The 24,958-nt window shown below is 66.4% G+C and carries 19 protein-coding genes and 1 tRNA gene; 6 read left to right on the top strand and 14 right to left on the bottom strand.

What is annotated here, in order from left to right; translation table 11 throughout:
* Positions 1 to 107: 107 nt before the first annotated feature.
* The 5 genes from pth to ACPJW8_RS05420 all read right to left on the bottom strand — a co-directional run bounded on the left by pth (position 108) and on the right by ACPJW8_RS05420 (position 4,326).
* Complete coding sequence (gene pth / locus ACPJW8_RS05440; RefSeq protein WP_330186797.1) at positions 108 to 692, bottom strand: aminoacyl-tRNA hydrolase; 585 nt, start codon at positions 690 to 692, stop codon at positions 108 to 110.
* A gap of 123 nt (positions 693 to 815) precedes the next feature.
* Positions 816 to 1,412 carry a 50S ribosomal protein L25/general stress protein Ctc gene (locus ACPJW8_RS05435; protein WP_330186796.1) on the bottom strand — a complete coding sequence of 199 codons (597 nt, stop codon included), beginning with the start codon at positions 1,410 to 1,412 and terminating at the stop codon, positions 816 to 818.
* Positions 1,413 to 1,657: 245 nt separating this feature from the next.
* Positions 1,658 to 2,638: a ribose-phosphate diphosphokinase gene (locus ACPJW8_RS05430; RefSeq protein ID WP_330186795.1), complete on the bottom strand. Its 981-nt coding sequence runs from the start codon at positions 2,636 to 2,638 to the stop codon at positions 1,658 to 1,660.
* Between the two features lie 2 nt (positions 2,639 to 2,640).
* Complete coding sequence (gene glmU, locus ACPJW8_RS05425) at positions 2,641 to 4,083, bottom strand: bifunctional UDP-N-acetylglucosamine diphosphorylase/glucosamine-1-phosphate N-acetyltransferase GlmU (protein ID WP_425256460.1); 1,443 nt, start codon at positions 4,081 to 4,083, stop codon at positions 2,641 to 2,643.
* 171 nt (positions 4,084 to 4,254) lie between these two features.
* Positions 4,255 to 4,326: transfer RNA gene (locus ACPJW8_RS05420), tRNA-Gln, on the bottom strand.
* Positions 4,327 to 4,538: 212 nt separating this feature from the next.
* Here ACPJW8_RS05420 and ACPJW8_RS05415 point away from each other — a divergent pair.
* Positions 4,539 to 5,135: a TetR/AcrR family transcriptional regulator gene (locus ACPJW8_RS05415; protein WP_330187024.1), complete on the top strand. Its 597-nt coding sequence runs from the start codon at positions 4,539 to 4,541 to the stop codon at positions 5,133 to 5,135.
* Between the two features lie 9 nt (positions 5,136 to 5,144).
* Here ACPJW8_RS05415 and ACPJW8_RS05410 read toward each other — a convergent pair whose 3' ends face one another.
* The 5 genes from ACPJW8_RS05410 to ACPJW8_RS05390 form a co-directional block, all read right to left on the bottom strand.
* Positions 5,145 to 6,968, bottom strand: a complete 1,824-nt coding sequence (locus tag ACPJW8_RS05410; protein ID WP_330186793.1) for an ABC-F family ATP-binding cassette domain-containing protein — start codon at positions 6,966 to 6,968, stop codon at positions 5,145 to 5,147.
* Between the two features lie 60 nt (positions 6,969 to 7,028).
* Positions 7,029 to 7,991, bottom strand: a complete 963-nt coding sequence (locus ACPJW8_RS05405; RefSeq protein WP_330186792.1) for a 4-(cytidine 5'-diphospho)-2-C-methyl-D-erythritol kinase — start codon at positions 7,989 to 7,991, stop codon at positions 7,029 to 7,031.
* A complete protein-coding gene (gene rsmA / locus ACPJW8_RS05400; RefSeq protein WP_330186791.1) occupies positions 7,988 to 8,920 on the bottom strand; it encodes a 16S rRNA (adenine(1518)-N(6)/adenine(1519)-N(6))-dimethyltransferase RsmA in 933 nt (310 codons plus the stop codon). Before rsmA ends, ACPJW8_RS05405 begins: the two co-directional genes overlap by 4 nt.
* A gap of 169 nt (positions 8,921 to 9,089) precedes the next feature.
* Positions 9,090 to 10,256, bottom strand: coding sequence for a ubiquitin-like domain-containing protein (locus ACPJW8_RS05395; RefSeq protein WP_330186790.1), 1,167 nt, complete (start codon positions 10,254 to 10,256; stop codon positions 9,090 to 9,092).
* 292 nt (positions 10,257 to 10,548) lie between these two features.
* Complete coding sequence (locus ACPJW8_RS05390; RefSeq protein WP_330186789.1) at positions 10,549 to 11,463, bottom strand: TatD family hydrolase; 915 nt, start codon at positions 11,461 to 11,463, stop codon at positions 10,549 to 10,551.
* Between the two features lie 141 nt (positions 11,464 to 11,604).
* Between ACPJW8_RS05390 and ACPJW8_RS05385 the strand changes: the two genes are divergently transcribed.
* The 3 genes from ACPJW8_RS05385 to ACPJW8_RS05375 are packed head-to-tail and all read left to right on the top strand — an operon-like array spanning position 11,605 to position 16,635.
* Complete coding sequence (locus tag ACPJW8_RS05385; protein WP_330186788.1) at positions 11,605 to 12,750, top strand: MoxR family ATPase; 1,146 nt, start codon at positions 11,605 to 11,607, stop codon at positions 12,748 to 12,750.
* Positions 12,751 to 12,760: 10 nt separating this feature from the next.
* Positions 12,761 to 14,143 (top strand): DUF58 domain-containing protein, encoded by a 1,383-nt coding sequence (locus ACPJW8_RS05380; protein WP_330186787.1) that lies wholly within the window; start codon positions 12,761 to 12,763, stop codon positions 14,141 to 14,143.
* Positions 14,140 to 16,635, top strand: a complete 2,496-nt coding sequence (locus ACPJW8_RS05375; protein ID WP_330186786.1) for a DUF3488 and transglutaminase-like domain-containing protein — start codon at positions 14,140 to 14,142, stop codon at positions 16,633 to 16,635. The genes ACPJW8_RS05380 and ACPJW8_RS05375 overlap by 4 nt, the downstream gene beginning before the upstream one ends.
* A gap of 61 nt (positions 16,636 to 16,696) precedes the next feature.
* Here the strand turns inward: ACPJW8_RS05375 and ACPJW8_RS05370 are convergent, their stop codons facing one another.
* Both ACPJW8_RS05370 and rsmI read right to left on the bottom strand, forming a co-directional pair.
* Positions 16,697 to 18,196 (bottom strand): NAD-dependent succinate-semialdehyde dehydrogenase, encoded by a 1,500-nt coding sequence (locus ACPJW8_RS05370; protein WP_330186785.1) that lies wholly within the window; start codon positions 18,194 to 18,196, stop codon positions 16,697 to 16,699.
* Between the two features lie 154 nt (positions 18,197 to 18,350).
* Positions 18,351 to 19,247, bottom strand: coding sequence for a 16S rRNA (cytidine(1402)-2'-O)-methyltransferase (rsmI, locus tag ACPJW8_RS05365; protein ID WP_330186784.1), 897 nt, complete (start codon positions 19,245 to 19,247; stop codon positions 18,351 to 18,353).
* A 54-nt stretch (positions 19,248 to 19,301) separates the two neighbouring features.
* Here rsmI and ACPJW8_RS05360 point away from each other — a divergent pair, with 54 nt between their 5' ends.
* Both ACPJW8_RS05360 and ACPJW8_RS05355 read left to right on the top strand, forming a co-directional pair.
* The gene (locus ACPJW8_RS05360) at positions 19,302 to 20,978 is read left to right on the top strand and encodes a dolichyl-phosphate-mannose--protein mannosyltransferase (RefSeq protein ID WP_330186783.1); all 1,677 of its coding nucleotides are present in this window, start codon (positions 19,302 to 19,304) and stop codon (positions 20,976 to 20,978) included.
* A 69-nt stretch (positions 20,979 to 21,047) separates the two neighbouring features.
* Positions 21,048 to 22,595 carry an AMP-binding protein gene (locus tag ACPJW8_RS05355; RefSeq protein ID WP_330186782.1) on the top strand — a complete coding sequence of 516 codons (1,548 nt, stop codon included), beginning with the start codon at positions 21,048 to 21,050 and terminating at the stop codon, positions 22,593 to 22,595.
* A gap of 42 nt (positions 22,596 to 22,637) precedes the next feature.
* Here the strand turns inward: ACPJW8_RS05355 and ACPJW8_RS05350 are convergent, their stop codons facing one another.
* Positions 22,638 to 23,777, bottom strand: coding sequence for a TIGR01906 family membrane protein (locus tag ACPJW8_RS05350; RefSeq protein WP_330186781.1), 1,140 nt, complete (start codon positions 23,775 to 23,777; stop codon positions 22,638 to 22,640).
* A 142-nt stretch (positions 23,778 to 23,919) separates the two neighbouring features.
* On the bottom strand, positions 23,920 to 24,912 hold the full coding sequence (locus ACPJW8_RS05345) for a stage II sporulation protein M (RefSeq protein WP_330186780.1): 993 nt from the start codon (positions 24,910 to 24,912) through the stop codon (positions 23,920 to 23,922).
* Positions 24,913 to 24,958 lie beyond the last annotated feature (46 nt).

Genomic DNA, 24,958 nt, shown 5'->3' with positions numbered 1-24,958 from the left:
TCGACTCGTCCCTAAAACATACTTCAGGGAGGACGATGACCATGTTCCCCCCTGCGCCTAGGAGTAGAGTACCCCCGAACTGCAAGGGGGGAAACAGGCGTCCGGCGTCACACTTTGGCCGGATGGAACTTCTGCTGGGCGGCAAGCAGGCCTTCGCGAAGCAGCAGCTCGACGGCGTCGGCGGCCTCATCCAGCAGGAACGGCAGTTCCTTCTTCTCCTGCGAGCCAAAATCGCGGAGCACGTAATCGGCTGTTTCCATCCGGCCCGGCGGGCGTCCTACGCCCACGCGCACCCGGAAATAGTCTTTGGTGGCCAGTGCCTTGGAGATGTCCCGCAGCCCGTTGTGGCCGCCTTCTCCCCCGCCGATCTTCACCTTGACCGTGTTGAAGGGGATGTCGATTTCGTCGTGGACAGCCACCACGTGCTCCGGCGCGATGTCATAGAAACGCGCCAACCCGGCCACCGGCCCGCCGGAAACATTCATATAGGTCATGGGCTTGGCCAGCACCACCCGCGGCCCGCCGATTCCCAGCCGGCCTTCCAGAACCTGGGCCCTGGTCTTGTGGCTCTTGAAGCTGCCGCCAACCCGGGAAGCCAGCTCATCAAGCACCATCTGGCCTACGTTGTGCCGGTTGCCGCTGTATTCCGGCCCGGGGTTGCCGAGTCCCACAATCAGCCAGGTGTCAGTCATGGATCAATCCTAAGAGTCAAAGATGGTGGGACCGGTGGTGGAGAGCAGGTGGTGGAGAGCACACAGCAATGGCCGGGCCCGCAGGGGACCCGGCCATTGTTGAAAAGCTAGAGAGTCAAAAGACTACTCGGCAGCAGCGGCCTCGGGGGCAGCTTCAGCTTCTGCGGACTCTTCCTCTTCGGCCACGTGTGCCTCGGAGATGTTGACCACCAGGGCGTCAGCGTCGGTCAGCAGCGTGGTGCCCTTGGGCAGTTCCAGGTCAGAGGCGTGGATGTGCTCGCCGGCGGAACGGCCTTCGATGTTGACCTCGATGGCGGTGGGCAGGTGGGTTGCCTCGGCCTCAACGGAGATCGTGGTGAGCTCCAGGTTGTAGGTGTTGCCCGGGGCAACTTCGCCGGCCACGTGCACGTTGATGTCAACGGTGACCTTCTCGCCCTTGCGGACGGTCAGGAGGTCGATGTGCTCGATGATCTGCTTGATCGGATCGCGCTGGATGTCCTTGACCAGGGCCAGGTGCTCTTCACCATTGATGTCCAGGGACAGCAGGGCGTTGGCAACACGCACGGCCAGCGTGGTGGCCTTGGCCGGCAGCGTGATGTGGATGGGCTCTTCGCCGTGGCCGTAGATGACTGCGGGGATGCGGCCGGCGGCACGGGCGCGGCGGGCGAAGCCCTTGCCGAATTCGGAACGGGTTTCTGCGGCAAGCTTCTGCTCAGACATAACTCTCCTTGAGTGCTTCTTTGGTGGGCCGGCAAGGGCGGAGGTCTGGGACGACCTTCAACGCCGGGCCGGATGGGCCCTACCAGAAGGAGATTCAGACCCAGTCGATAACGGAGACATGCACGCCGGTTGCCCGGGATGCTCTCCCTCGCCAAGGTTTCGGGTTAAACCATAACAGGGTGCGGGCCGGTTGTTGAAACCGGCCCGCACCCTGTTATGGGCACAACGGGGCTGAACAGCGGGTGCTAGGCGTTGCCGTCGAACAGGCTGGTGACCGAACCGTCGTCGAACACTTCCAGGATGGCGCGGGCGATCAGCGGTGCGATGGACAGCACCGTCAGCTGCGGGAAGTGCTTCTCCGGGGTGATGGGCAGCGTGTTGGTGACCACCACTTCGCGGGCACCGGATTCCGCCAGGCGCCGGGCCGCGGGATCGGAGAACACGGCGTGCGTCGCGGCGATAATGACGTCCTTGGCACCGGCGTTCTTCAGCACCTGGACGGCACCGGAGATGGTTCCGCCGGTGTCGATCATGTCGTCGATCAGGACGCAGGTGCGGCCTTCGATCTGGCCAACAACGGTCTTGGAGACGGCCTGGTTGGGAACGGTGAGGTCCCGGCTCTTGTGGACGAAGGCCAGCGGTGCGCCACCGAGGCGTTCGGCCCACTGCTCTGCCACGCGGACACGTCCGGTGTCCGGCGAAACAACCGTGATGTTCTCGGCATCGACGCGGGTCCGGATGTAATCGGCCAGCAACGGGATGGCCATCAGGTGGTCCACGGGGCCGTCGAAGAAGCCCTGGATCTGCGAGGTGTGCAGGTCCACGCTCATGATGCGGTCGGCACCGGCAGTCTTGTAGAGGTCAGCAACCAGGCGGGCGGAGATGGGTTCGCGGCCGCGGCCCTTTTTGTCCTGGCGGGCGTAGGGGTAGAACGGCGAAACCACGGTGATCCGCTTGGCCGAAGCCCTCTTGAGCGAATCGATCATGATCAGCTGTTCCATGAGGTGGTTGTTCAGCGGTGCCGGGTGTGCCTGGATCACAAAGGCATCCGTTCCGCGGACGCTTTCACCGGCGCGGACGTAGATCTCGCCGTTGGCGAAGTCGTAGGCGTCCACCGGGAGCAGTTCGGTGTCCAGCTCCTTGGCGATCTCCCGTGCAAGTTCCGGATGTGCGCGTCCGGCCGCAAGCACCAGCCGCTTTTCGCCGCGCGCCGTAATTTCACTCATTGTCACTTGCCCTGTTCTGTAGATGCCTGGGTAATGGAGGAATCCTGGGAGGCTGCTTCAGCCAGTTCGGCGGAACGGCTGCCGGGGCGGTTTGCCACCACCCAGCCTTCCGCGTTGCGCTGCGCTGCGAGGGACAGTGCGAGGGCTCCGGCGGGCACGTCCTTGCGGATCACGGTGCCGGCGCCGCTGTACGCGCCGTCGCCCACGGTGACGGGCGCCACGAACACAGTGTTGGAGCCGGTGCGGACTCCGGAGCCGATCACCGTGCGGTGCTTCTTCTCGCCGTCGTAGTTGGCAGTGATGTTGCCGCAGCCGATGTTGGTGTCCTCGCCGATCTCGGCGTCACCGGCGTAGCCAAGGTGGGACAGCTTGGAGCCGCGGCCGATCGTGACGTTCTTGGTTTCATAGAACGCACCGATCTTGCCGGTCTCCCCCAGCACAGTGCCCGGGCGCAGATACGTGTAGGGCCCGACGGCGGCACGGTCACCGATCACGGCACCGGAACCATGGGTGCGGGTCACCTTGGCCCCGGTTCCGATCTGCACGTCAGTCAACGTGGTGTCAGGACCCACGACGGCGTCTCGCGCCACAGTGGTGGAGCCGTGCAGCTGTGTGTTGGGCAGGATCCGGACGTCCTCGTCAAGCGTGACGGTGGAGTCGATCCAGGTGGTGGCGGGATCCACCACCGTGACGCCGGCGCGCATCCAGGCCTCCACCGTGCGGCGGTTGTGTTCGGCGCCAAGCGCGGAGAGCTGCACGCGGTCGTTGGCGCCTTCCACCTGCCAGCGGTCCTCCGTGACGACGGCGGCCACCCGGCCACCGGCTTCGCGGGCAAGGCCCAGGACGTCCGTCAGGTACTTCTCGCCCTGGACGTTGTCCGTGGTGACCTTGGTGAGTGCTTCGCGCAGCACTGCGGCATCAAAGGCATAGATTCCGGAGTTGACCTCACGGATGGCCCGCTCTTCCTCCGTGGCGTCCTTGTGTTCACGGATTCCGGTGACGGTGCCGTCCTCCGCCCGGAGGATCCGGCCGTACCCGGTAGCGTCATCCAGGAGGGCGGTGAGGACGGTGACTGCGTTGTTGCTGGATTCATGCTCGGCAACGAGTTCCTGCAGCAGTGATCCGGTCAGCAGCGGCACGTCGCCATAGGTGACCACAACGGTACCGGCCAGCTGCCCGCCGGCACCCGGGGCACCTGCCGCAGTGGCGGCGTCGAGTGCTTCCAGGGCCACCTCAACGGCGCGGCCTGTGCCGGGAACCTCGTCCTGGTCAACAATGAGGGCCTCGGCGTCAAGGCCGCGCAGGTGCTCTGCCACGAGGTCGCGCTCATGGCGGACCACCAGGGCAAGGTTCTTAGGCTCCAGGCTGCGGGCTGCGGCGAGCGCGTGGCCCACCAGCGAACGGCCGCCAATCTGGTGCAGGATCTTGGGAGTACGGGATTTCATCCGGGTACCGGCGCCTGCCGCTAGAACAATGACGGCGGCTGGGCCGGTGGACTCGAGGCTCACGTACAGGCTCTCCTTGCTCGGTTGCACTGGCGCTGGAAACGCCGCCGTCCGGCGGACACAGGCCGCAAACGGCGCCGGGTCCATCCTACTGGACGTACCTCACGCCAGTTCCGCCCATAGGATTCGAACCTATACTCCACGGCTCCAAAGGCCGGGGTGCTGCCATTACACCAGAGCGGACCGTGCCCGGAACGCGGATGCGCCGGGCACAAGTACCTATTTTGCCATGCCCCCGGGAGTGCCCGCGACACAGAACGGCGCCCCGCCGGTTTGTGCGGGATGATGGCAGGGTGGCTGGAAGTGAGCGAACGGTGCGAATAATGGCTGAAACACCCCGGCAGACGCCCCCGCCTGTACGGGCGTCCCGCAGGAGGGAAGGTGCCCGCATCCGGATGACCGGGCCCCAGCGCCGGACCCAACTGGTGGACGTCGGCCGCGGGCTCTTTGCCGCAAAAGGCCTGGACGGCACCACCATTGAGGAAATTGCCGCCGCCGCAGGAGTCTCCAAACCGGTGATCTACGAGCACTTCGGTTCCAAGGAAGGGCTGTACACGCAGGTTGTGGACCACGAATTCACCATTCTGCTGGACTCCATCACCAGCGCCCTGACGGCCGACGCCAAACCCCGCGTCCTCGTGGAACGGGCGGCCCTGGCCCTCCTTGGCTACATCGAAGAGCGCACGGACGGCTTCCGCATCCTCATGCGCGACGCTCCCCCATCCCAGCCCGAAGGCGCCTTCTCCACCCTGCTCTCCAACGTCACCGCCAGGGTGGAACACATCCTGTCCGACGAATTCGCCCGCCGCGGCTTCAGCGCACAGGACGGCGCCATGTACGCGCAGATGCTGGTGGGCATGGTGGCCATGACCGGCCAATGGTGGCAGGACGCCCGCCAGCCGGACAAACACACCGTCGCCGCGCACCTGGTCAACCTCGCCTGGAACGGACTCACCGGTCTGAAGAAGGACCCGGAGCTGCTGGACGGGTAATTCTGCTCCTTACTCGCCCAGGACTTCCAGGGCCTCCAGCCATTCCAGTTCCAGGGCTTCGCGTTCGCCTGCCAGGTCCTTGAGCTTCTTGTTTTGTTCGGCCAGGGCGTCGAAGTCGGAGGCGTTGGTGCTTTGGACCATTTGGTCGTGGAGCTTCTTTTCCTGCTGCTCGAGCTTGCCCAGCTGGCGTTCGATGCGGTTCTTGGCCTTGCGGGCATCCCGCTTCTCTGCTTCCGAGGCGCCTGAGGTGGGGGCTGCGGTGCTGCCGCTGGAGCCTATGACAGGGTTGCCGCCGCCGGCCACCGTGGAACCGGCCAGCGCGGATTCGCGGAGTTCCAGGTACTGGTCCACGCCGCCGGGCAATCCGCGGATCTTGCCGTCGCCCAGGAGCGCCATCTGATGGTCGGTGACGCGTTCGAGCAGGTAGCGGTCGTGGCTGACCACCACCAGGGTGCCAGGCCAGCCATCCAGGACGTCCTCGACGGCGGCAAGGGTGTCGGTGTCGAGGTCGTTGGTGGGTTCGTCGAGCATCAGCACGTTCGGTTCGCCCACCAGGAGACGCAGGAGCTGCAGCCGGCGGCGTTCACCGCCTGAGAGGTCCTTGACCGGCGTCCACTGCTTCTGGTTGGTGAAGCCGAGCTGCTCCACCAGCTGGCCGGCCGTGAATTCCTTGCCGCCCACGTTGAAGGAACGCTTCTCGCGCTCGATGACCTCGATCACGCGGAGGTCCGCGACGTCGTCGAGCTCCTTGACTTCCTGGGTGAGCACGGCGGTGACCACTGTCTTGCCGCGCTTGACCTTGCCGGAGGTGGGGGTGACTTCACCGTTGAGGAGCTTCAGCAGGGTGGTCTTGCCTGCGCCGTTGACGCCCACCAGGCCCAGCCGCTCCCCCGGAGCCAGCCGCAGGGTGATGTTGTCGAAGAGCTTGGCGCCGTCGCCGCCGCGCAGGTCCAGGCTGACGTTCTCCAGGTCCAGCACGTCCTTGCCCAGCCGGGCGGTGGCCATTTTGCTCAGCGCCATGGAGTCGCGCGGTTCGGGGACGTCCGCGATGAGCTCATTGGCCGCTTCAATGCGGAACTTCGGCTTGGCGGTGCGGGCGGGTGCTCCGCGGCGCAGCCAGGCGAGCTCCTTCTTGACCAGCTGCTGGCGCTTGGACTCGACGACGCTGGCCATCCTGTCCCGTTCGGCGCGGGCCAGCACGTAGGCGGCGTAACCGCCGTCGAACGGGTCCACAATCCCGTCATGGACTTCCCAGGTGCGGGTGCACACTTCGTCCAGGAACCAGCGGTCGTGGGTGACTACCAGGAACGCGCCCTGGTTGGCCCGCCAGCGCGTCTTCAGGTGCTTGGCAAGCCAGGCAACCCCTTCGACGTCGAGGTGGTTGGTGGGTTCGTCCAGCATGATGACGTCGTGGTCGCCAATGAGCAGCTTGGCCAGGGCCACGCGGCGCTTCTGGCCGCCGGAGAGGGCGTGCACATTGGCGTGCCAGTCGACGTCGGACACCAGGCCGCCCATAACCTCGCGGATCTGCGGGTTCCTGGCCCATTCGTAATCCGCCTGGTCCCCGACGATCGCGGCACCCACCGTGAGATCGCCGTCGAGCACGTCGCTCTGGTCCAGGTACGCAACATTGACGTCCCCGCGCTTGGTCACGCGGCCGGAATCCGGCGTTGCCCGCTGGGACAGCAGCCGCATGAGGGTGGACTTGCCGTCACCGTTGCGGCCCACCATTCCCACGCGGTCCCCTTCCTCGAGGCCGAGGGTGACGCCGTCAAGGACGGTGCGGGTCGCGTAGGAAACCGTCAGGTTTTCGCCGCCAAGAAGGTGTGCCAAGGGAACTGCTTTCTGCTGTGTATCAGGAAATCTATGAATCTTGGGTGGTGTGGTGTGCTGTTACAGCAGGGTATCGGAGATGATCCGGGCGCCGGGAACCGGTCCGTGCACTGCCATGGCGGTCAGGCCGTAATGGGCGAGGTCTTCGGCCAGGGCGTCGGCCGCCGCAGGGTGGGTGGCCAGGAACGCGACAGTGGGCCCGGAACCGGAAACCATTCCGGCCACGGCGCCGTGCGCTTCGCCCAGGCCCAGGGTGTTGCGCAGGTCCGGCGCCAGTTCGATCGCAGCCCGCTGGAGGTCGTTCACCAGGACCGTGCCAAGCCGTTCGGGATCGCCGTCCCGCAGCGCCTGGAGGACCTGCGGGTCCACGGCCATGGGCTCCTCGATGCCCAGGCCCTCGGCGTCCCGCAAGCGGTCCAGGGTCTTGAACACCGACGGCGTGGAGAGGCCATAGTCTGCTGCCACCAGAACCCAGTTGGTCTGGGCGCGCGCCAGTGCCGGGGACAGGTCATCGCCCACGCCAAGCCCGACGGCGGTCCCGCCCAGGAGCGCGAACGGCACGTCCGCTCCCAGTTCGGCGGCCAGCTGGGCAAGCTCATCCTTGGACAGGCCGCTGTTCCACAGTGCGTCGCAGGCGAGCAGGGTGGCCGCTGCATCTGCCGAGCCGCCCCCCATGCCGCCGGCTACAGGGACCCGTTTGGTGATCTCGAGGTGGACGCCGGTGGCGTTTTCGGAGACGTCCGCCATGATCGCTGCCGCCCGGTAGGCAAGGTTGCTTGAATCGAGCGGAATGTCCACGCCGTCCAGGTCAAGGGTGCTGGCGGGGCTGATGCTCACGGTGATGCCGGGTGTTGGTGTGCTGGTGGCCGCCACTTCCTCATACAGCGAGACCGCCAGGTACACACTGGCCACGGAGTGGTAGCCGTCAGGCCGCAGGGGCCCAACATCGAGCGAAACGTTGATCTTGCCGGGGGCCTTGACCCGGACCGTCCTCGGGGCGAAGCTGCCCCGCAGGGCATTCACCCGGCGTCCGTTCCGGCGTCGGATCCTGTTTCTGCCTTGGGCTCGTCCGCTGCCTGGGCCGGGGCGTTCCTGCGTGCTTCGGCAATCCGGGCGAACGCGGCGACGTCGATCACCTCACCGCGGGCCGTCGGGTCCACACCCGCGGCCACGAGGCAGCGTTCCGCCTCCGCGGCGCCGCCGGCCCATCCGGCAAGGGCGGCCCGGAGCGTCTTACGGCGCTGGGCAAAGGCTGCATCGATGACGGCGAAGACTTCTTCGCGGGAAGCGGAGGTGACCGGGGGTTCGCGGCGGGTGAATGCCACCAGCCCGGAATGGATCTTCGGGGCCGGCCAGAACACGTTCATGCCAATAACACCGGCCTTGCGCATGGAGCTGTACCAGGCCGCCTTCACGGACGGGACCCCGTAGGTCTTGGACCCGGGCCCCGCAGCCAGGCGGTCCGCCACCTCGTCCTGGACCATCACCAGGCCGTGCTGCAGGCCCGGAAAATGCTGGAGCAGGTGAAGGACTACGGGAACGGCCACGTTGTAGGGAAGGTTGGCAACGAGCGCGGTGGGCTGCACGGGCAGTTCGGTAACGCGCATGGCGTCCGACTGCACCAGATGGAAGCGCTCTGCCGCGTCCGGCCGCCACTTCTGCACGGTGGCTGGAAGCTTGGCTGCCAGCACGGGGTCGATCTCGACGGCCACCACTTCGCGGGCAGCATCCAGCAGGCCCAGGGTCAGGGAGCCAAGTCCGGGGCCCACTTCCAGCACGGTTTCTTCACGGCCGATGTTTGCGGCCGCCACAATCCGGCGGATGGTGTTTCCGTCAATAACGAAGTTCTGGCCCAGCGTCTTGGTGGGCCGGATGCCGATTTCCTCCGCGAGCCGTCGAATATCGGTAGCGCCAAAGAGGGGCGCGGGCGCGGCGGGGATCGGTTCAGTCACTTAGGTATCCTATCCCGCCTGCAGTGCCGGATCCGGTGGCAGTCCGCCCGCCCGGGTCTGACTCCGCTGTTAAGAACAACTAAAAACGGCTGCTAAAAAACAGTTAAAAGCAACAGGCCGGATCCGTGGTCGGGATCCGGCCTGTTGCGCCAGGTATGGGGGGTCAGGCTTAGCCGCCGGCTGCCCATCCGCAGCCCCAGGGCTGCAGTCCACGCTGGGCGTAGACGCGGTTGGCGATGTCGATCTGCTGGGCCTTGGTGGCCAGGCTGGCGTTGGGGGCGTAGGCGCCGCCACCGGCACCGAGCCAGGTCTGGATGTCGAACTGCAGGCCACCGTAGTAGCCATTTCCGGTGTTGATGGACCAGTTGCCCGTGGACTCACACATGGCGATGGCGTCCCACATGGCCTCATTCATCATGGCGGGAGCGGCTGCGCCGGTGTTGGTACCTGCGGCGGGCTTCGCTGCAGCGGGCTTGGGCTTGGGCTTGGTACCCACGGAGATCTTCTTGGTGACCGGTTCCAGCGTGACCGTCTCTGAAACCAGGGTGCGGGAGGCTTCGCGGCCATCAACCAGGACCAGGCTGAACTTCTTGTCCACCTTGCCGGCGGCGCCTTCCTGGGTGACCTTTTCCTCGCCTACCAGGAGCTCGGGATCATCGGTCTTGAGGGTCTCGAAGGGGATGTCCTCGGTGGTGGCTGCGCTCTGGCTGGTGTCCACGCGGGAGACCTTGACCACCATGTTGTTGACCACGGGTGCGTTGGCCGGCTGCGAGGCGCGGTCGTTGGCACCCAGGACGATTCCGGCGTCGTCCAGGACGTCGCCTACCGACGAGGAGGTGGTGGTGATGGCGTTCGATGCGCCGTCAGCAACCAGGGTGATGTTCTTCGGTGTGGAGATGGACACGAAGGAGCCCTGGACGGTGAGCTGGGATTCCGCGGGCACGGAAACCTCGGAGCTGCTGGCCACGCCAAGTTCGGAGACCAGGCCGCCAACGTCCGGGGACGTGGTGTTGACGGTGCGCTTGGAACCGTCCAGGTTGACGGTCACCACCTTGGCCAGGTTGACGTTGATGACCTGTCCGTTCTGCACGGACACATCGGCGGCCGGGGATACCCGGTCTGCGGGCTGCAGTTCGACGTCGGCGCTCTGGACCACCTGGCCAACAGTGCCGCCGAAGGTCTGGATGGAACTGACCTTGCCGTCGACGTTCAGCGTGACCGTCTTGTTGTTGCCAACGAAGGCCACCAGGCCCAGGACAAGGCCCAGGAGCACTACCAGCTGGGTACCTACTTTGAGGGCGCTGAACTTACCGTCCGATGTGAAAAGCTTGACCACGATTGTCCGTAACTCTAGGACCATCCGGGCACGGGGAAACGCGCAAGGCTTCCCGGCGCACTGCCCCGTTGAGGGATGTCCGGGGCACCAGTGCGCCGCCACACCACACCCGGCAGAATCCAAAAGCGCAGAGTCAATGGAGCCCGTTTTCACGGGCCGCGGGTGGAGTGAAATTATCCGAAGGCCTTCCCCGACCCCGGCTAATAGTTACCCACTGTAACCGAAGCGTTATAAAGCGGCCAAGAATCGGCCATACCGGGTATTTATAACGGCAGGGTTGCGACGGCCGTAGCTAATCCCAGGATCCGTACGCCCGCACGGTATTTTCGCTGATTCCGGCGCACAGCGTGGAGAGCTCGATTCCTGTCAATTCAGCCATGGCACGGACGGTGTAAGGGACCAGGTAACTGGCATTGGGGCGGCCGCGGAACGGATGCGGGGTCAGGAAGGGCGCGTCTGTTTCCACCAGCAGGAGGCCAGGGTCAGCGATCCCGACGGCGGCACGCAGGTTGGCGGCGTTGCGGAAGGTCAGCGTGCCGGCGAAGGACATAAACCATCCTTCCTCGTTGCATGTGCGGGCGAGTGCTTCATCGCCAGAGAAGCAGTGGAACACCACCCGTTCCGGTGCGCCCTCCTCCTTCAGCACCTGGACCACATCGTCGTGGGCGTCCCGGTCGTGGATCTGCAGGGTCAGGCCCAGCCGCTTGGCGATGTCGATGTGCCTGCGGAAGGAATAGCGCTGGTCCGCGAGCGCCTCCCCCGTGGTCCTGAAGAAATCCAGTCCGGTTTCGCCGATTGCCCTGATCCTCGGGTGCCGCGCGAGGTCCTCGATCTCGGTGAGCGCAGACTCCAGTTCCCCGCGCGCCGCGTACTCCGGCGCATCGTTGGGATGGATGGCCACCGCTCCGAGCAGGCGCGGATCCTGGTCCACGGCCTTCACGGTGAACCGGGACGATTCCAGGTCACAGCCCACCTGCACTGCGCCCTGGACTCCCACGGCGGCCGCGGCATCCATCGCCTCTCTGACCGCAACGGTGAAATGTCCGCGCCCTTCCTGGGGTGTGCCGAAATCGAGGTGGGTGTGATTGTCCATCACGGGCACCGGCAACGGCTCGGGGGCAGGCGGGTAGCCCTTTTTCGAAGGCCCGCCTGCAGCGTCGGCCTCCAGCGCCGGACGGTACGGGGCGGGAACGTTGGAATCGCACATGGCATCAAAACTACCGGAACTACCTGTCAGCCCAGGCAGTTGTGTTAGTAGTCTGGTAGTAGGAATGGCGTGTGCTCACCGATGGGCATCGGCTGGCTTTTAGGCCGCGTCCCAGGCGCTTGCAGGGATGAAAGGTTACGGATGGACTCCCATCAAGGAATCACTGTCGAAGAAGCTTCCCCGGAGCAAGAGCGCGCGCGCCAGAATGGCCACGGGGCACGCACCCCGCAGGCCCCCGGGCATGCCCGCTCCGCCCACACCATGGCGCAGGCACCGGCCCCGGCAATGGACCCCGAATCGTTCCATGCCGCCACCCAGCGGATCCTCACGGCCATCAACACCGTGATCGATGGCAAGGCCGATGCCGCCCGGCTGGCGCTCACTGTCCTCCTGGCACAGGGCCACCTCCTGGTGGAAGACGTGCCCGGAGTCGGAAAGACCCTGCTGGCCAAGACCCTCGCGCGCACCATCGATTGTTCCGTCAGCCGGATCCAGTTCACCCCGGACCTGCTGCCCTCGGACGTCACGGGCGTTTCCATTTACAACCAGTCCTCGCGGGCCTTTGAGTTCCGTCCCGGCGCTGTCTTCGCCAACATTGTCATCGGCGACGAAATCAACAGGGCGTCGGCAAAAACCCAGTCGTCCCTGCTGGAGTGCATGGAGGAGCACCAGGTCACGGTGGACGGCCGGTCCTTCAGGCTGGACGAGCCCTTTATGGTGGTAGCCACCCAAAACCCCATCGAGATGGAAGGCACCTATCCCCTGCCGGAAGCGCAACGCGACCGCTTTATGGCCAGGATCTCCATGGGATACCCGGACGCCGGTGCAGAAATCGAAATGCTGGAAACGCACCAGTCAAGCTCGCCGTTGGCGGGAATCCGCCCGGTAGCCAGCGCAGCGGATGTGGCCTCCATGATCGCCGCCGTCCAAAGCGTCTACGTTTCGCAGGCCATCAAGGAATACACAGTCGCCTTGGGCCGGGCAACCCGCTCGTCGCCGCTGCTCCGGCTGGGCGCATCACCGCGTTCCCTGCTGCAGCTGCTGCGGGCGGCCAAGGCCACAGCAGCATTGGATGGCCGCAATTTTGTGCTCCCGGACGACGTCGTCTCGGTGGCCGAGTCCGTGCTGGCACACCGCATCATCCTTGACCGCAAGGCCGCGAGCGCAGGCGAAACACCTTCGGGCGTGATCCGCGACATCATCGCCAGGCTGCCGGTGGACCAGGCCGCAGTCCATGGACCCGGTGGTACGGATTCCGCGCCGGGCCGCGGCACACCGGATCACTAGGCCCGCAACCATGCGGCACCACTTTTTCACCAAACGCGGTTGGGGCCTGCTGCTGGCCAGCGCCGTTTGCCTGCTTGCCGCGGGCGTTATGGGCCGCCGGGACCTGCTGACGCTGGCGGTACTCCTCCTGGTGCTGCCAATTGTTTCACTGGCCGGTGTCAGGCTGCTGAAGCCCTCCTTCACGGTCTACCGGGAATTCACGCCGCAGTCCGTGGAAACCGGGGCCACCACCACCGTCAGGCTCGCGGTGGCCAAATCCGGCAGCGGTTCCGGGCACACCCTGATGGAGGAACGGCTGCCGCATCGCTTCGGTCAGTCGCCCGTGTTCCGTTTTCCTGCCCGGTCAGCGTCCGGCGGGACCAGCCGCTATGAATACCACCTGAGGTCCGCCCGGCGGGGCCAATATGTGATCGGCCCGGTGACTGCTGAGTTCACCGACCCCTTTGGCATGTCCCTGCACCGCCACACCATTGACGACGGCGACGCCCTCACCGTGACGCCCGCCGCCGTCGAACTTCCGGCCACCGGGCTGGCAGGTGCCCGCGGCAATGACGGCGTGACGGCAACCAGGACCCGCGCAAACCCCAGCGAAGACGATGTTATGACCCGCGAATACCGCCACGGTGATCCCATGCGCCGAGTCCACTGGGCTGCAACGGCGCGGCACGGCACGCTGATGGTCCGCCAGGAGGAATCCGTCACCACGCCCGAAGCCACCATCATCCTGGATCACCGGCACATGGCGTTCCCGGAAGCCCCGGCCCCGGGTATGGCTGAACCTGACCAGCCCCTGAGCAACCGCTGTTTCGAATGGACTGTGGTGGCAGCCATGTCCATCAGCGCCCACCTGATGGAACGCAATTATTCCCTCCGCTGCCTGGATCCCGTGGGCGAAGCCGCATTCCGCCGCTCCCCGTCAGCGCCGGAACCGGAGGCCGAGGAGTTTTCCGGCACGGCTGGACTCCAGAGCATCGCCGACAGCCTGGCTGCCATTGGCCTCACCGGCCACCACCGGCCGGCGATGCGTGAGGCAGCGGCAGGCCAGGAACACGGTCCCGCCGTCTTTACTGACGAACTGATGGACAAACTGTCAGCCCACCGCATGCGCGGCCCCCTGGTGGCGTTGCTGGGCAGGATTTCCCCTGCCGAAGCACGCTCCCTCGCAGCCGGCGCCGGCTACGGAGCCAACGCCTTCGCGCTGCTGGTTACCGAATCTCCTGCCGAATGCCAGGACGCGCTGGAGATCCTCAGGCTGGGCGGATGGCACGCTACCGCCATAACGCCCTCCACGTCCGTCCAGGAAGCGTGGAGCAATTTCGACGCCGATGCCCCCGGAGGTGCGCAGGCACCGGCCGCCGTGGACGTCCGCCGCGGCGCGGAGGTAGCCAGATGACCCTCGCCCCTGAACGTTCCCGAAGTCCCCGGAACCAGGAACCTTCCACACCCGAACCCGCCGAAGCATCCACGCCGGTCCGCGCCCGTGTGGGCTACCAGCCCTGGATCATGGCAGCCGGCATCGCGCTGGCAACCGCGGGGGCGTCCGTCTCCCTCAATGGCGTTATGCGGGGCTGGGCCTGGTACCTGCCACTGCTGACCACCGTGGTGGTGGTCAGCGCGGCCATGGCCGTCCTCCGCTCCCTGCGGGTCCGCGCCCTGCTGGTCACGGCCGGCGGAATCGTTGCCCTCATTGGCATCCTGACCCTGACGTTCTTCCGCGGTACCGCGGTGGCAGGGGTGCTGCCCACCGGCCAGACGCTGACCGCACTGGACAGCTTCCTGCAGCGTGCCGGGGAGACAGTCCTGTCCGAAAGCACCCCCGTGGCACCCAATGCCGGCATCGTGCTGGTGGCGTGCGCGGCCGTCGGGATCCTGGTTATCCTCATTGACGCCCTAGCCGTTCCTTTGGGGATGCCGGCCACCAGCGGCATAGCCGTGCTTGCCATCCTGGTGGTGCCGGCCATGCTGAAGCCGCAAAGCGTGGGCTGGCCTGCGTTTGTGCTGGCCACCGCCGGGTACCTGGTGATCCTGGCCTGCAGCCAGTGGTTCGACACCGGCACCAGGGTTGCCGGGGAAACCATCAGGAACCCGGGGCAGACCCGGCGGGCAATGCTCACCGGGGCGGCCGCACTTGCAGCGACGATGGTGCTGCCGCTGGCCATCCCGGGGTTTGACCGCGGCACGTTTCCCCAGGGCTCGCGGCTGAGTTCCTGGGGCACGGGCAACGGGCTGAACCCGATGATCACCCTCGGAAACAGCCTCCGCGCACCCAGCGGCAGCGGCCGCATCACCTACGGCACCACGGCATCAACGGCGCCGTACCTGCGTTCGGTGACAGTTGATAACTTCTCCGGCGAATCGTGGGGCCCTGACGACCGCGCAGCCGGACGCCAGGCGGGGACCTCGCAGATCCGGCAACGGAACCAGGTTCCGGAGAATCCCAAGCGCATCGTCACCGAGATCAACCCAGGCAATTTCTCCAGCCCGTACCTGCCTGTCCCGTATGCCCCGGAATCCGTGCAGGGCCTCACCGGACAATGGGGCTGGGACCCCTTGAACCTCGCCATCAGGAGCTCGGACACCACCACCCGCGGCCAGGAGTACACGGTGGTGTCTTCAATGCCGGAACTGACCGCCGACGCCTTGGCCCGTTCCACCTCCGCTCCGCAGGACATGCCCAACGACTTCACGGCCGTACCCGCGGAGGTGCCGGAGATCGTGCGCACCACGGCAGAGACCGTCGCAGGCTCCACGTCCAATCCCTTTGCCAAGGCCCTGGCCATCCAGAGCTACCTGCGCTCCGGCGACTTCACCTACTCCCTGGACACACCGGCGCAGGCCGGCTACGACGGCAACGGCCTGTCGGTACTCGCCGACTTCCTGGCCCAAAAGAGCGGTTACTGCATCCACTTCTCCTCCGCCATGGCCGTGATGGCCCGTGTGCAGGGAATCCCCAGCCGCATCGCTGTTGGCTATGCCCCGGGCAGGCTGACCGGCGAAACCATGACTGTGGCCGGGCTGGAGGGAGTTTCCCAGTACGAGGTGGACGCCCGCGATGCGCATGCCTGGCCGGAACTGTACTTCGAGGGCCTGGGCTGGGTCCCGTTCGAGCCCACACCGTCCCGTGGAGTGGTTCCCGCCTACACAACGTCCAGCTCGGCAGCACCGGGGTCACCGCAGTCCCTGGAGAACGACGACGCCCTGGTGGCCCCGGTCCCCACGGCCCCGACCCCCACCCCCACCGCGTCAGCCACGCCGCTTCCCGGTGAGCCTGGCAGCGGCACGGACGGCAGTTCCGGCAGCGGCGCCCGGCTCTGGCTTGGTGCGCTGGCCGGAACTCTTGGCGTGCTGCTGCTGGGCGCACTGCCCCGCGCCATCCGGGGAGCAACACGGTCATCGCGGCTGCGGGCCGGCCGCAGCGGCACTGCGGCAGCCACCCTCGCCGCCTGGTCCGAACTGGAAGACCTCGGCACCGATTACGGCGTGCCACCACAGCCCAGCGAAACCCCCCGGAACTACTCGGCGCGGCTCCGGGCTTCAAGCGCGCTGGGCGAAGCCGGAGGAATGGACGACGCCGGCCACCAGGCAGTACTGGACCTCACCCGTGACTACGAGGCTGCCACCTACGGCCCGCCGGATCCGGGTACCCCTGCGGGGCGGTCTGCCGCCGGAAAGGTGGCGGCCGTGCAGGCAGCGCTGCAGGGCAATGCCGGCAGGATGGCGCGGCTGCGCGCTGAGTGGGCGCCGCCGTCCACCCTTGAACGCCTGGGACAGTTCGCCGCAGCACCAGCCCGCGCCACCGCTGCCATTGCCAGGTTAACGGCGAAGGCCGCCGCACGTTCCTGGTCAGGAATGCGCGACGGCCTCCGGCGGCTGCGTCAGGGATGACCGGCTGAACCAGCCGGCTGAACTAGCCGACTGAACTAGCCGGCTCAACCAGCCGGCTGAACTAGCTGGCGTACGGGTCCGCGATGCCGAAGTACTGGGTGTAGAGGTATTCCTCGATGCCCTCGAGGCCGCCTTCGCGGCCCAGTCCGGACTGCTTGACGCCGCCGAATGGTGCGGCTGCGTTGGAGATGACGCCGGCGTTCAGGCCCAGCATGCCGGTCTCCAGGCGTTCGCCCATCCGGATTCCGCGGTTAAGGTCCTTGGTAAAGACGTAGGCCACCAGGCCGTACTCGGTGTTATTTGCCAGGCGTACGGCCTCGTCTTCGTTCTTGAACGTGATGACCGGAGCGACGGGGCCGAAGATCTCCTCGGACAGGATCCTGGTGCCTTCTGTGACGCCGGACAGGACGGTGGGCTGGTAGAAGTAGCCGGGACCGTCAACGGGACCGCCGCCGGTTACCGCGACTGCGCCGTTGGCCACGGCGTCGCTGACCAGTTCGTGGACCTTGTTGCGGCTCTTGGCGTCGATCAGCGGGCCCACCTTGGATTCGGGCTCGGTGCCGCGGGCGGTGGTCATGTCCTTCATCTTCGCCGCGAACTTCTCAGCGAATTCTGCGGCGACGGACTCGTGGACAATAAACCGGTTGGCCGCGGTGCAGGCTTCACCCATGTTCCGCAGCTTGGCCAGCATGGCACCGGAGACGGCGGCGTCAAGGTCAGCGTCCTCGAACACCAGAAACGGTGCGTTGCCGCCCAGTTCCATGGAGGTGCGCAGCACGGTGTCCGCAGCATCTGCGATCAGGCGGCGGCCCACCTCGGTGGACCCGGTGAAGGAGAGCTTCCGCAGCCGGGTGTCCTTGATCAGCGGGCCCGTGGTGGCACCGGCGGTGGATGTGGGGATGAGGTTCAGGACGCCCGCGGGCAGCCCGGCCTCCTGCATCACGGCAGCGAAGAGCTGCGACGTCAGCGGGGTCAGGTTCGCGGACTTCAGCACCATGGTGCAGCCGGCAGCCACGGCGGGGGCAACCTTGCGGGTAGCCATGGCCAGCGGGAAGTTCCACGGCGTGATCAGAAGGCACGGGCCCACCGGCTTCTTGGTGACCAGGAGGCGGGACTTGCCGTCCGGGGACACCGAGTAGCGGCCGAAGGCCCGCACGGCCTCCTCGGAGAACCAGCGGAGGAATTCGGCACCGTAGGTCACCTCGCCACGGGCTTCGGCCAGCGGCTTGCCCATTTCCAGGGTCATCAGCAGGGCGAAATCTTCGGCCCGGGCGGTGATCATCTCGAACGCCCGGCGCAGGATTTCACCGCGTTCGCGGGAAGGGACCCGGGCCCAGGATTCCTGGGCGGCCGCGGCGGCATCCAGGGCAGCGGCACCATCTTCGGGGCCGGCATCGGCAATGCTCAGCAGGACCTTGCCCGTGGACGGATCCTCGACGTCGAACGTCTTGCCGGACGCGGCAGGACGCCATTCACCGTTGATGAGCAGCCCCGTAGGCACAGAGGACAGCAGCTCGCTTTCGCGGTCCGCACTGACAGTTGGGGTGGCGGTCTCGGTCACGGTTACTCCCTCATTGGAATCAGCTGGGTTACCCGGCTCTGCTCTGGCCTGTACCGGGTGGATTTAGTGCCACAGTACTGCCGGGGTTTGGGCAGGGTCTACGCCTGCACGCACCACGGAACGGACCAATCATTGTGCAGTCGCACAGCAGATGTCAGGGTTGCCCTGCGCGGGCGGCGAGAACCGCGGAGTAGAGCTCCCGCTTGCTGACGCGGACATCCTCGGCGATGGTTGCCACGGCCTCCTTGAGGCGGACGCCCTGGCCCACCAGCTCGTTGACAGCAGCGACGTGGTCCTCCGGCGTTCCGGGTGCCTGTTCCGGGGCTCCTGCCACCACCACGGCGATCTCGCCGCGGACCTCGTTGTCCTCAGCCCAGGACAGCAGTTCAGCCAGGCTGCCGCGCAGGACCTCTTCGTAGGTTTTGGTCAGTTCCCGGCACACGGCCACCCTGCGGTCCGGTCCGAAGCGTTCACGAAGCGCCCGCAACATGGGTTCCAGGCGGTGCGGGGCTTCAAAGAACACCATGGTGCGGCGCTCGGCATCAAGCTCCGCCAGCCGGCCTGCCCGCTCCCCCGCTTTCCGCGGCAGGAACCCTTCGAAGCAGAACCTGTCGGTAGGAAGCCCGGACAAGGCCAACGCGGTCAAAACGGCTGAGGGCCCGGGCACCGCGGTCACCTTCAGGCCCGCGGAGACTGCACCTTCCACCAAGCGGAAGCCGGGATCCGACACCGCAGGCATGCCGGCGTCCGTCACCATCACCAGTGTCTTGCCGTCACGGACCTGGTCCAGCAGTTCCCCGGTCTTCGCTGCCTCGTTGTGTTCGTGGTAGCTGATGATCCGGCCGGCCACTGTCACGCCCAGGCTTTGGACCAGGCGGTGGAGGCGCCGGGTGTCCTCGGCGGCCACGATGTCTGCCGTGGCCAAAAGTTCCACCAGCCGGGTCGAAGCGTCCCCCGTGTTCCCGATGGGGGTGGCGGCCAGAACAATCCTGCCCGGGCCTGACGGGACTGATTCGTTGCCGGCATCTTCGGTGTTGGTATTCTCGCGCACACGTCCACACTAGCCCTGCCCGGGCATCCGGGCCGCAAAAGGTAGCATGGGCGGGTGACGCAGACCTCCGACACCCGCGCCGGTGCCCGCCGCGCCGATGGTTCCGGACCGGCGTCGGACTGGCTCCTTGACCCCCGCACAGCCTTCAGCAGGGAGTCGCTGCTTCGCCGGTTAAGCGGGAGGATTGCCGACTGGCGCGAGTACCCGCCGGCACTGCGGCTGTGGTACTGGCTGGCGCCCGTCCTGACAGCGGTTGTTGCGGGCATCCTGCGCTTCGTCCGGCTGGGCGAACCCAACAGCCTGGTGTTTGACGAGACCTATTACGTCAAGGATGGCTACTCCTACCTGATGAGCGGCTACGAGCGGAACTGGCCGGAGAAGGCCAATGACGCCTTTAACGCCGGCAACCCGGGCGTCCTGCTGGATACCGGCGAATACGTGGTGCACCCGCCGGTGGGCAAATGGATGATCGCCGGGGGCATGTGGCTGTTCGGGGCGGACAACGCGTTTGGCTGGCGCTTTGCCGCAGCCCTGACGGGAACGCTGTCCGTGCTGCTGGTGGCATTGATCGCCCAGAAGCTGTTTTCCTCCACCACGCTGGGCGCCGTGGCAGGCCTGCTGCTGGCCGTGGACGGGCACCACCTGGTGCTCTCGCGCACGTCCCTGCTGGATATCTTCCTGATGTTCTGGGTGCTGGCTGCCTTCGGTGCGCTCCTCCTGGACCGCGACGACGGCCGGCGAAGGCTGGCCGAACGGCTTGCCCGGCAGGGACTCACCTCCCGCTCCGGAATCCCCACGCCCCTGCAGTTACTGTCCGGACCCTGGCTGGGCATCCGGTGGTGGCGGATCATTGCCGGCGTCTGCCTTGGCCTCGCCGTCGGAACCAAATGGTCCGCACTCTTTTTCCTGGCAGCTTTTGGCCTCCTCACCGTCTTTTGGGACCTGAGCGCACGGCGGGTAGCGGGCGTGCGCGGCTGGATCACCGGATCGGTCATCAAGGACGGCATCGCGGCTTTTCTGTCCATGGTCCCGGTGGCCGCCCTGGTCTACACGGCAAGCTGGACGGGCTGGTTCCGGTCCACCGGGGCCTACTACCGGAACTGGGCCCAGGCCAATCCTTCCGAAGAGTGGGGCTGGCTGCCGGACACCCTCAGGTCCTGGTTCCATTACCACCTTGAGGCCTACAACTTCCATCAGGGCCTGGGCTCGGACCACCCCTACGAAGCCACCGCATGGACCTGGCTGGTGATGGGCCGGCCCACGTCCTTCTTCTACCAGTCACCGGAGGAGGGAACGCCGGGCTGCACGCTGTCCAACTGCACATCGGCAATTCTCTCCGTGGGCAATCCGCTGATCTGGTGGGCGGCTGCGCTCTCCCTGGTGGTGCTGCTTTTCTGGTGGGCCGGACGGCGGGACTGGCGCGCCGGCGCCATCCTCGCAGGCATGGCCGGCGGCTACCTGCCCTGGTTTATGTACCCCGAGCGGACCACTTTCTTCTTCTATGCCATCTCCTTTGAGCCGTTCCTGATCCTGGCCCTGACGTACTGCATTGGCCTGGTTCTGGGAGGCAGTGATGCTCCGGCATGGCGGCGGCGGTCCGGTTTGTACCTCGTGGCGATCTACCTGGCCGGGGTCCTGCTGCTGAGCGCATTCTTCTACCCGGTATGGACTGCGGAGATCATCAGCTACCAGGACTGGCGGCTCAGAATCTGGATGCCCTCCTGGATCTAGGGCAGGATTGCCATAGGCCTTGAAAACCGAGCCGCGCCCGCCTGGCATGGCTCCGGAACGGAGAACTGCGTGAGAGAAGCACACACGGGGCTGCTGGTCGAGTTGGATCCCGGATCCAACGTGACCGGCCTGGTCCTTGAACAGCTGGACCGTAATCCCTCCCATGCCCTGTATTCACGTAAGGGAAGTACCGGCTGGACGGATGTCTCCGCGCAGCAGTTTGTCCTTGAGGCCACAGCACTGGCCAAGGGCCTCATCGCCGGCGGCATCGGGACGGGAGATCCCGTAGCCATCCTGTCCTCCAGCAGCTACGAACGCACCCTCGTGGACTTCGCCGTGTGGTTCGCCGGCGGCGTCACAGTCCCTGTCGATCCCGCCTCGCCCGCCCGCCATCTGGAGGGCGTCCTGCAGGATTCCGGCGCCCGCCGGATCTTCGTGGAGGATGCGGCCCGGGAAAAAGCCGTCTCAGCAGTCCTCAGGACGGCGGACCTTCCGGTGGAGCGCATCGTCAGTACCGTTCGGATGGATTACGACGGCGACGCCCCGAACCTCGCCAGCCTCGCCGCCGCGGGGACCGGGGTGACGGATGCGGAGCTGGAGCGCAACCGCAGTACCGCAACGCTGGAAGATGCCGCCTCCCTTGTGTACGGCGTAGCCGTTGGGAGCCCTCCGGGCCGGGGGCGCACCATCACGCATGGGAACCTGGCCCTCCTGGCCCTGAACCTCGCTCCCCTGCTGCCGGAGGAAGTCCGGGATCCCCGGGGCAGGGCCCTGGCATTGCTGCCCGGCGGAGGGTCGCTGGCTGCATCGCTCCAGCTCGCCTTCCTGTGCGCCGGGATCACTGTTGGCCACACCCGGTCCGCCGCCCTGCAGGCGGACCTGCAGTCCTTCAAGCCGGGGTTCCTGGCCGCCGGCCCGGAAGCCGTTGAGGCGATCTACCGTACGGGGCTCCGCCGGGCGCAGGCTGCCGGCCGCGGGCGGCTGTTCGAGGCAGCCGCGCGCACCGCCGTCGAATATTCAGCGGCCCTGGAACACATCCGGCGCCCGGGTCCGGCAGAACGTCCGGCTCCAGGAGACACTGCGGTCCCGGGAGACATTGCGGTTCCGGAAGACATTGCGGTTCCGGAAGACGCTGCGCCTTCCGGGACAGCCGTTGCACGCTCCGGAACCTCTGCCGGGCCGGGCAGGCTGCTCCGGATCCGCCACGCGGCCTTGGATCGGCTGGTGTACCGGCAGTTGCGTGCTGCACTCGGTGGCCACCTGGAGTACGTCTTAGTTGCCGGCGGAACGCTTTCTGCGGACACCGGGAGGTTTGTCCGGGGAGCCGGTTTTGCCGTCCTGGAGGGTTATTGCCCTGCAGGGACGGCCGGCCCCTGCACCATCAACACCCCGGAGCGGAACCGGACGGGCACGGCGGGGCTGCCGGTTCCCGGTACCACCATCCGGATCGCAGCGGACGGCGAAGTCCTGGTGAAAGGCATCGGTGTTTCTGCCGGCTATCACGCGGATGCCGCGGCCACTGCTGCCGCCCTCACTGACGGGTTCGTGCGCACCGGAAACAAAGGTGCCCTGGACGGCGACGGTTTCCTCACAATCACGGGCCCCAAAAACGACTAACCCGCCCGGCCGGGAGGCGGGGCGGGTCAGCAGCTGCACAAATTACGGAGTCGTGGCGGTTCCTGCGGATTCCGTGGGAACTCCGGATTCGGCTGCCTTCCCTTCGGTCGCCTTTCCTTCGGCCGCCTTCCTGGCGGCGCGGCCCTGCCTCGGCGGAAGGCCCCGACGGCGGCGGGTGGGCCACGTCAGCACCAGCGTCACCACACCGGCCAGAAGGACCAGTGCGCCAATAACGATTCCGGCGTCCACCCAGAACTGGCCCGGGAAGAGCCTGATAAGGGTGTCCTCCAGGGCGAAGGTCCAGGTTCCGCTGGCGAAGAACAGGCGGTGGAAATCTGTGAAGAACTGCTGCCAGCCAAGCACAGCCAAGGTGCCGAGGCCCAGGATGAGGACCAGCGTGACGATCGAACCGGCGAACAGGCCGCGGCGGATTCCGCCGGTACTGCGCCGCTTGAGGTAAGCCATGGCCACGATACTCAGCACGATCAGCAGGAACCCTCCGGCCAGTGCGCTGAGGAAGACCAGTTTGACGTCAGCCATGTGGCTGACCTCTTCCGGCTGGAACAGCGAATCGCCGCTCCTGCCCACCAGGTCCCCCAGGTACCTTGGCCCCGCCCAGTTGCTCAAATAGTCAACGACGTACGAGCCGTAGGTGATGCGGTCATCGGTGTTGAATCCGTAACCATCGCCGGGGAAACCCGGCCGGTAATACTCAACCCACAGGAACAGCGGCGTGGCCACAACCCGTACCGCCAGGACCAACAGGATCACCGGGAAGAAGACAGCCAGCAACACCTGCATCACACGGGGCAGCACGGGTTTGCTGTTGGCCGCGTTTTCGCGTTCAGCATTCCGGCGTTCCACTTCCTCCTCCGGTGGCCTGACCTGCAGCATGGAGGTGGGCAGCGGCTCGCTGAAGTGGGCGCCCGCCGGGGACTTTCCTGCAGGATCAGGAGCCGTGTCCTGATCCGCGACGGCGGCTTCCGAAGCCTTGCGTTCGGCCCGGGTGGGAGCGGGGCTGGCAGCCGGTCCGGAGGATGTGGCGGGGTTGACGGCCGGCCCGGACGTGGCAGGACCCTGCGCCTGTGGCTTCATCCACTCAAACGCGGCCTCGTCACTATCCGATGAGGTATCCAGGACCGGCTCGGGCTGTTTGCCTGGCGGCTGGGTTTTGTCGTTCACTGCAGCGTCTCTTCCGTCGGGCTTTACGTTGCTGCGTGGGCAGGCAACGCCACTTTTTCTCTTTTAGAGCCTACCGGTCCTGCCCTGACAGGGCCGGGATGCCATGCCGTTGCAGGTGGCCCACTCCCCCAGCCTTTCCGGGTCAGGCGGCGATCTCCCGGTATCCGGCGTCGGCGTCCGCCATTTCCCCGGTGGCCCCTGCCAGGTGGGCGCTCCTGCCCGGCACCAGGACATACAGCCAGAAGGCGGCCAGCAGCACCGCGCCAATGCTGATTTTCGCCCAGACCGGCAGCTGGGACGGAGTCACGAATCCTTCCACCAGCCCGGAGACCAGCAGCACCAGCACCAGGCCCAGCGCCACGGTGATCAGGGCCCTGCTCTCCTCCGCAACGGCCTGCCCGCGGGTCCGCGGACCAGGGGAAATCCAGGCCCAGAAGATGCGCAGGCCGGCAGCGCAGGCGACAAACACCGCTGTCAGCTCCATCAGGCCGTGCGGCAGGATGTAGCTGTAGAACACTTCGCTCTGGCCCGCCGCGGCGAAGACGCCCGCGGCAATGCCGAGACCTTGGGCGTTGCTGAAGAGGATCATGGGCACCCAGATCCCCGTAATCCCCAACGCCACGGCCTGGGCGCTGATCCAGGCGTTGTTGGTCCACACAGCACCGGCGAAAGAGGCCGCAGGGTTCTCCGAGTAGTAGTCGATGAAGTCTTCCTCGACATACTGCTTCAGGAGGTCAGCAGGCGCCAGGGCCCGCAGCACCTCCGGGGACCCGGCAACCCACCAGGCGTAGCCGGCGGCAATCACACAGAAGGCCAGGCCACACGCGACAGTCAGCCAGCGCAGCCTGTAGAGGGCAGCCGGGAGGGCGACGGCAAAGAAGGCTGCCAGGTCCTCCATGAAGTTGGAGCGCGCCCCGGTGAACCGGGTGCGGGCCTGCGCCAGCGAGGCAGACAACGAGGCCGACAGTCCGCTTTCGGGGGCGAGCGAACGGACCAGGGACAAATGCGCGGACGTGGACTGGTAGAGCTGGAGCAGTTCGTCGGCCTCGGCACCGCTGAGCCGGCGTTGGTGCGCCAGGACGTGGAGCCTGGCCCAGGTGCCGGAGTTCACGGCCGCGAAGGCATCCATATCCACGGCTCCAGCCTAGACGTTGACGTAGATTTGCGGGAGGAGTCGTTGC

It is taken from the genome of Pseudarthrobacter sp. J47, assembly GCF_049810315.1.
Classification (GTDB): domain Bacteria; phylum Actinomycetota; class Actinomycetes; order Actinomycetales; family Micrococcaceae; genus Arthrobacter.
This window is presented reverse-complemented; position numbering and strand designations above follow the sequence as displayed.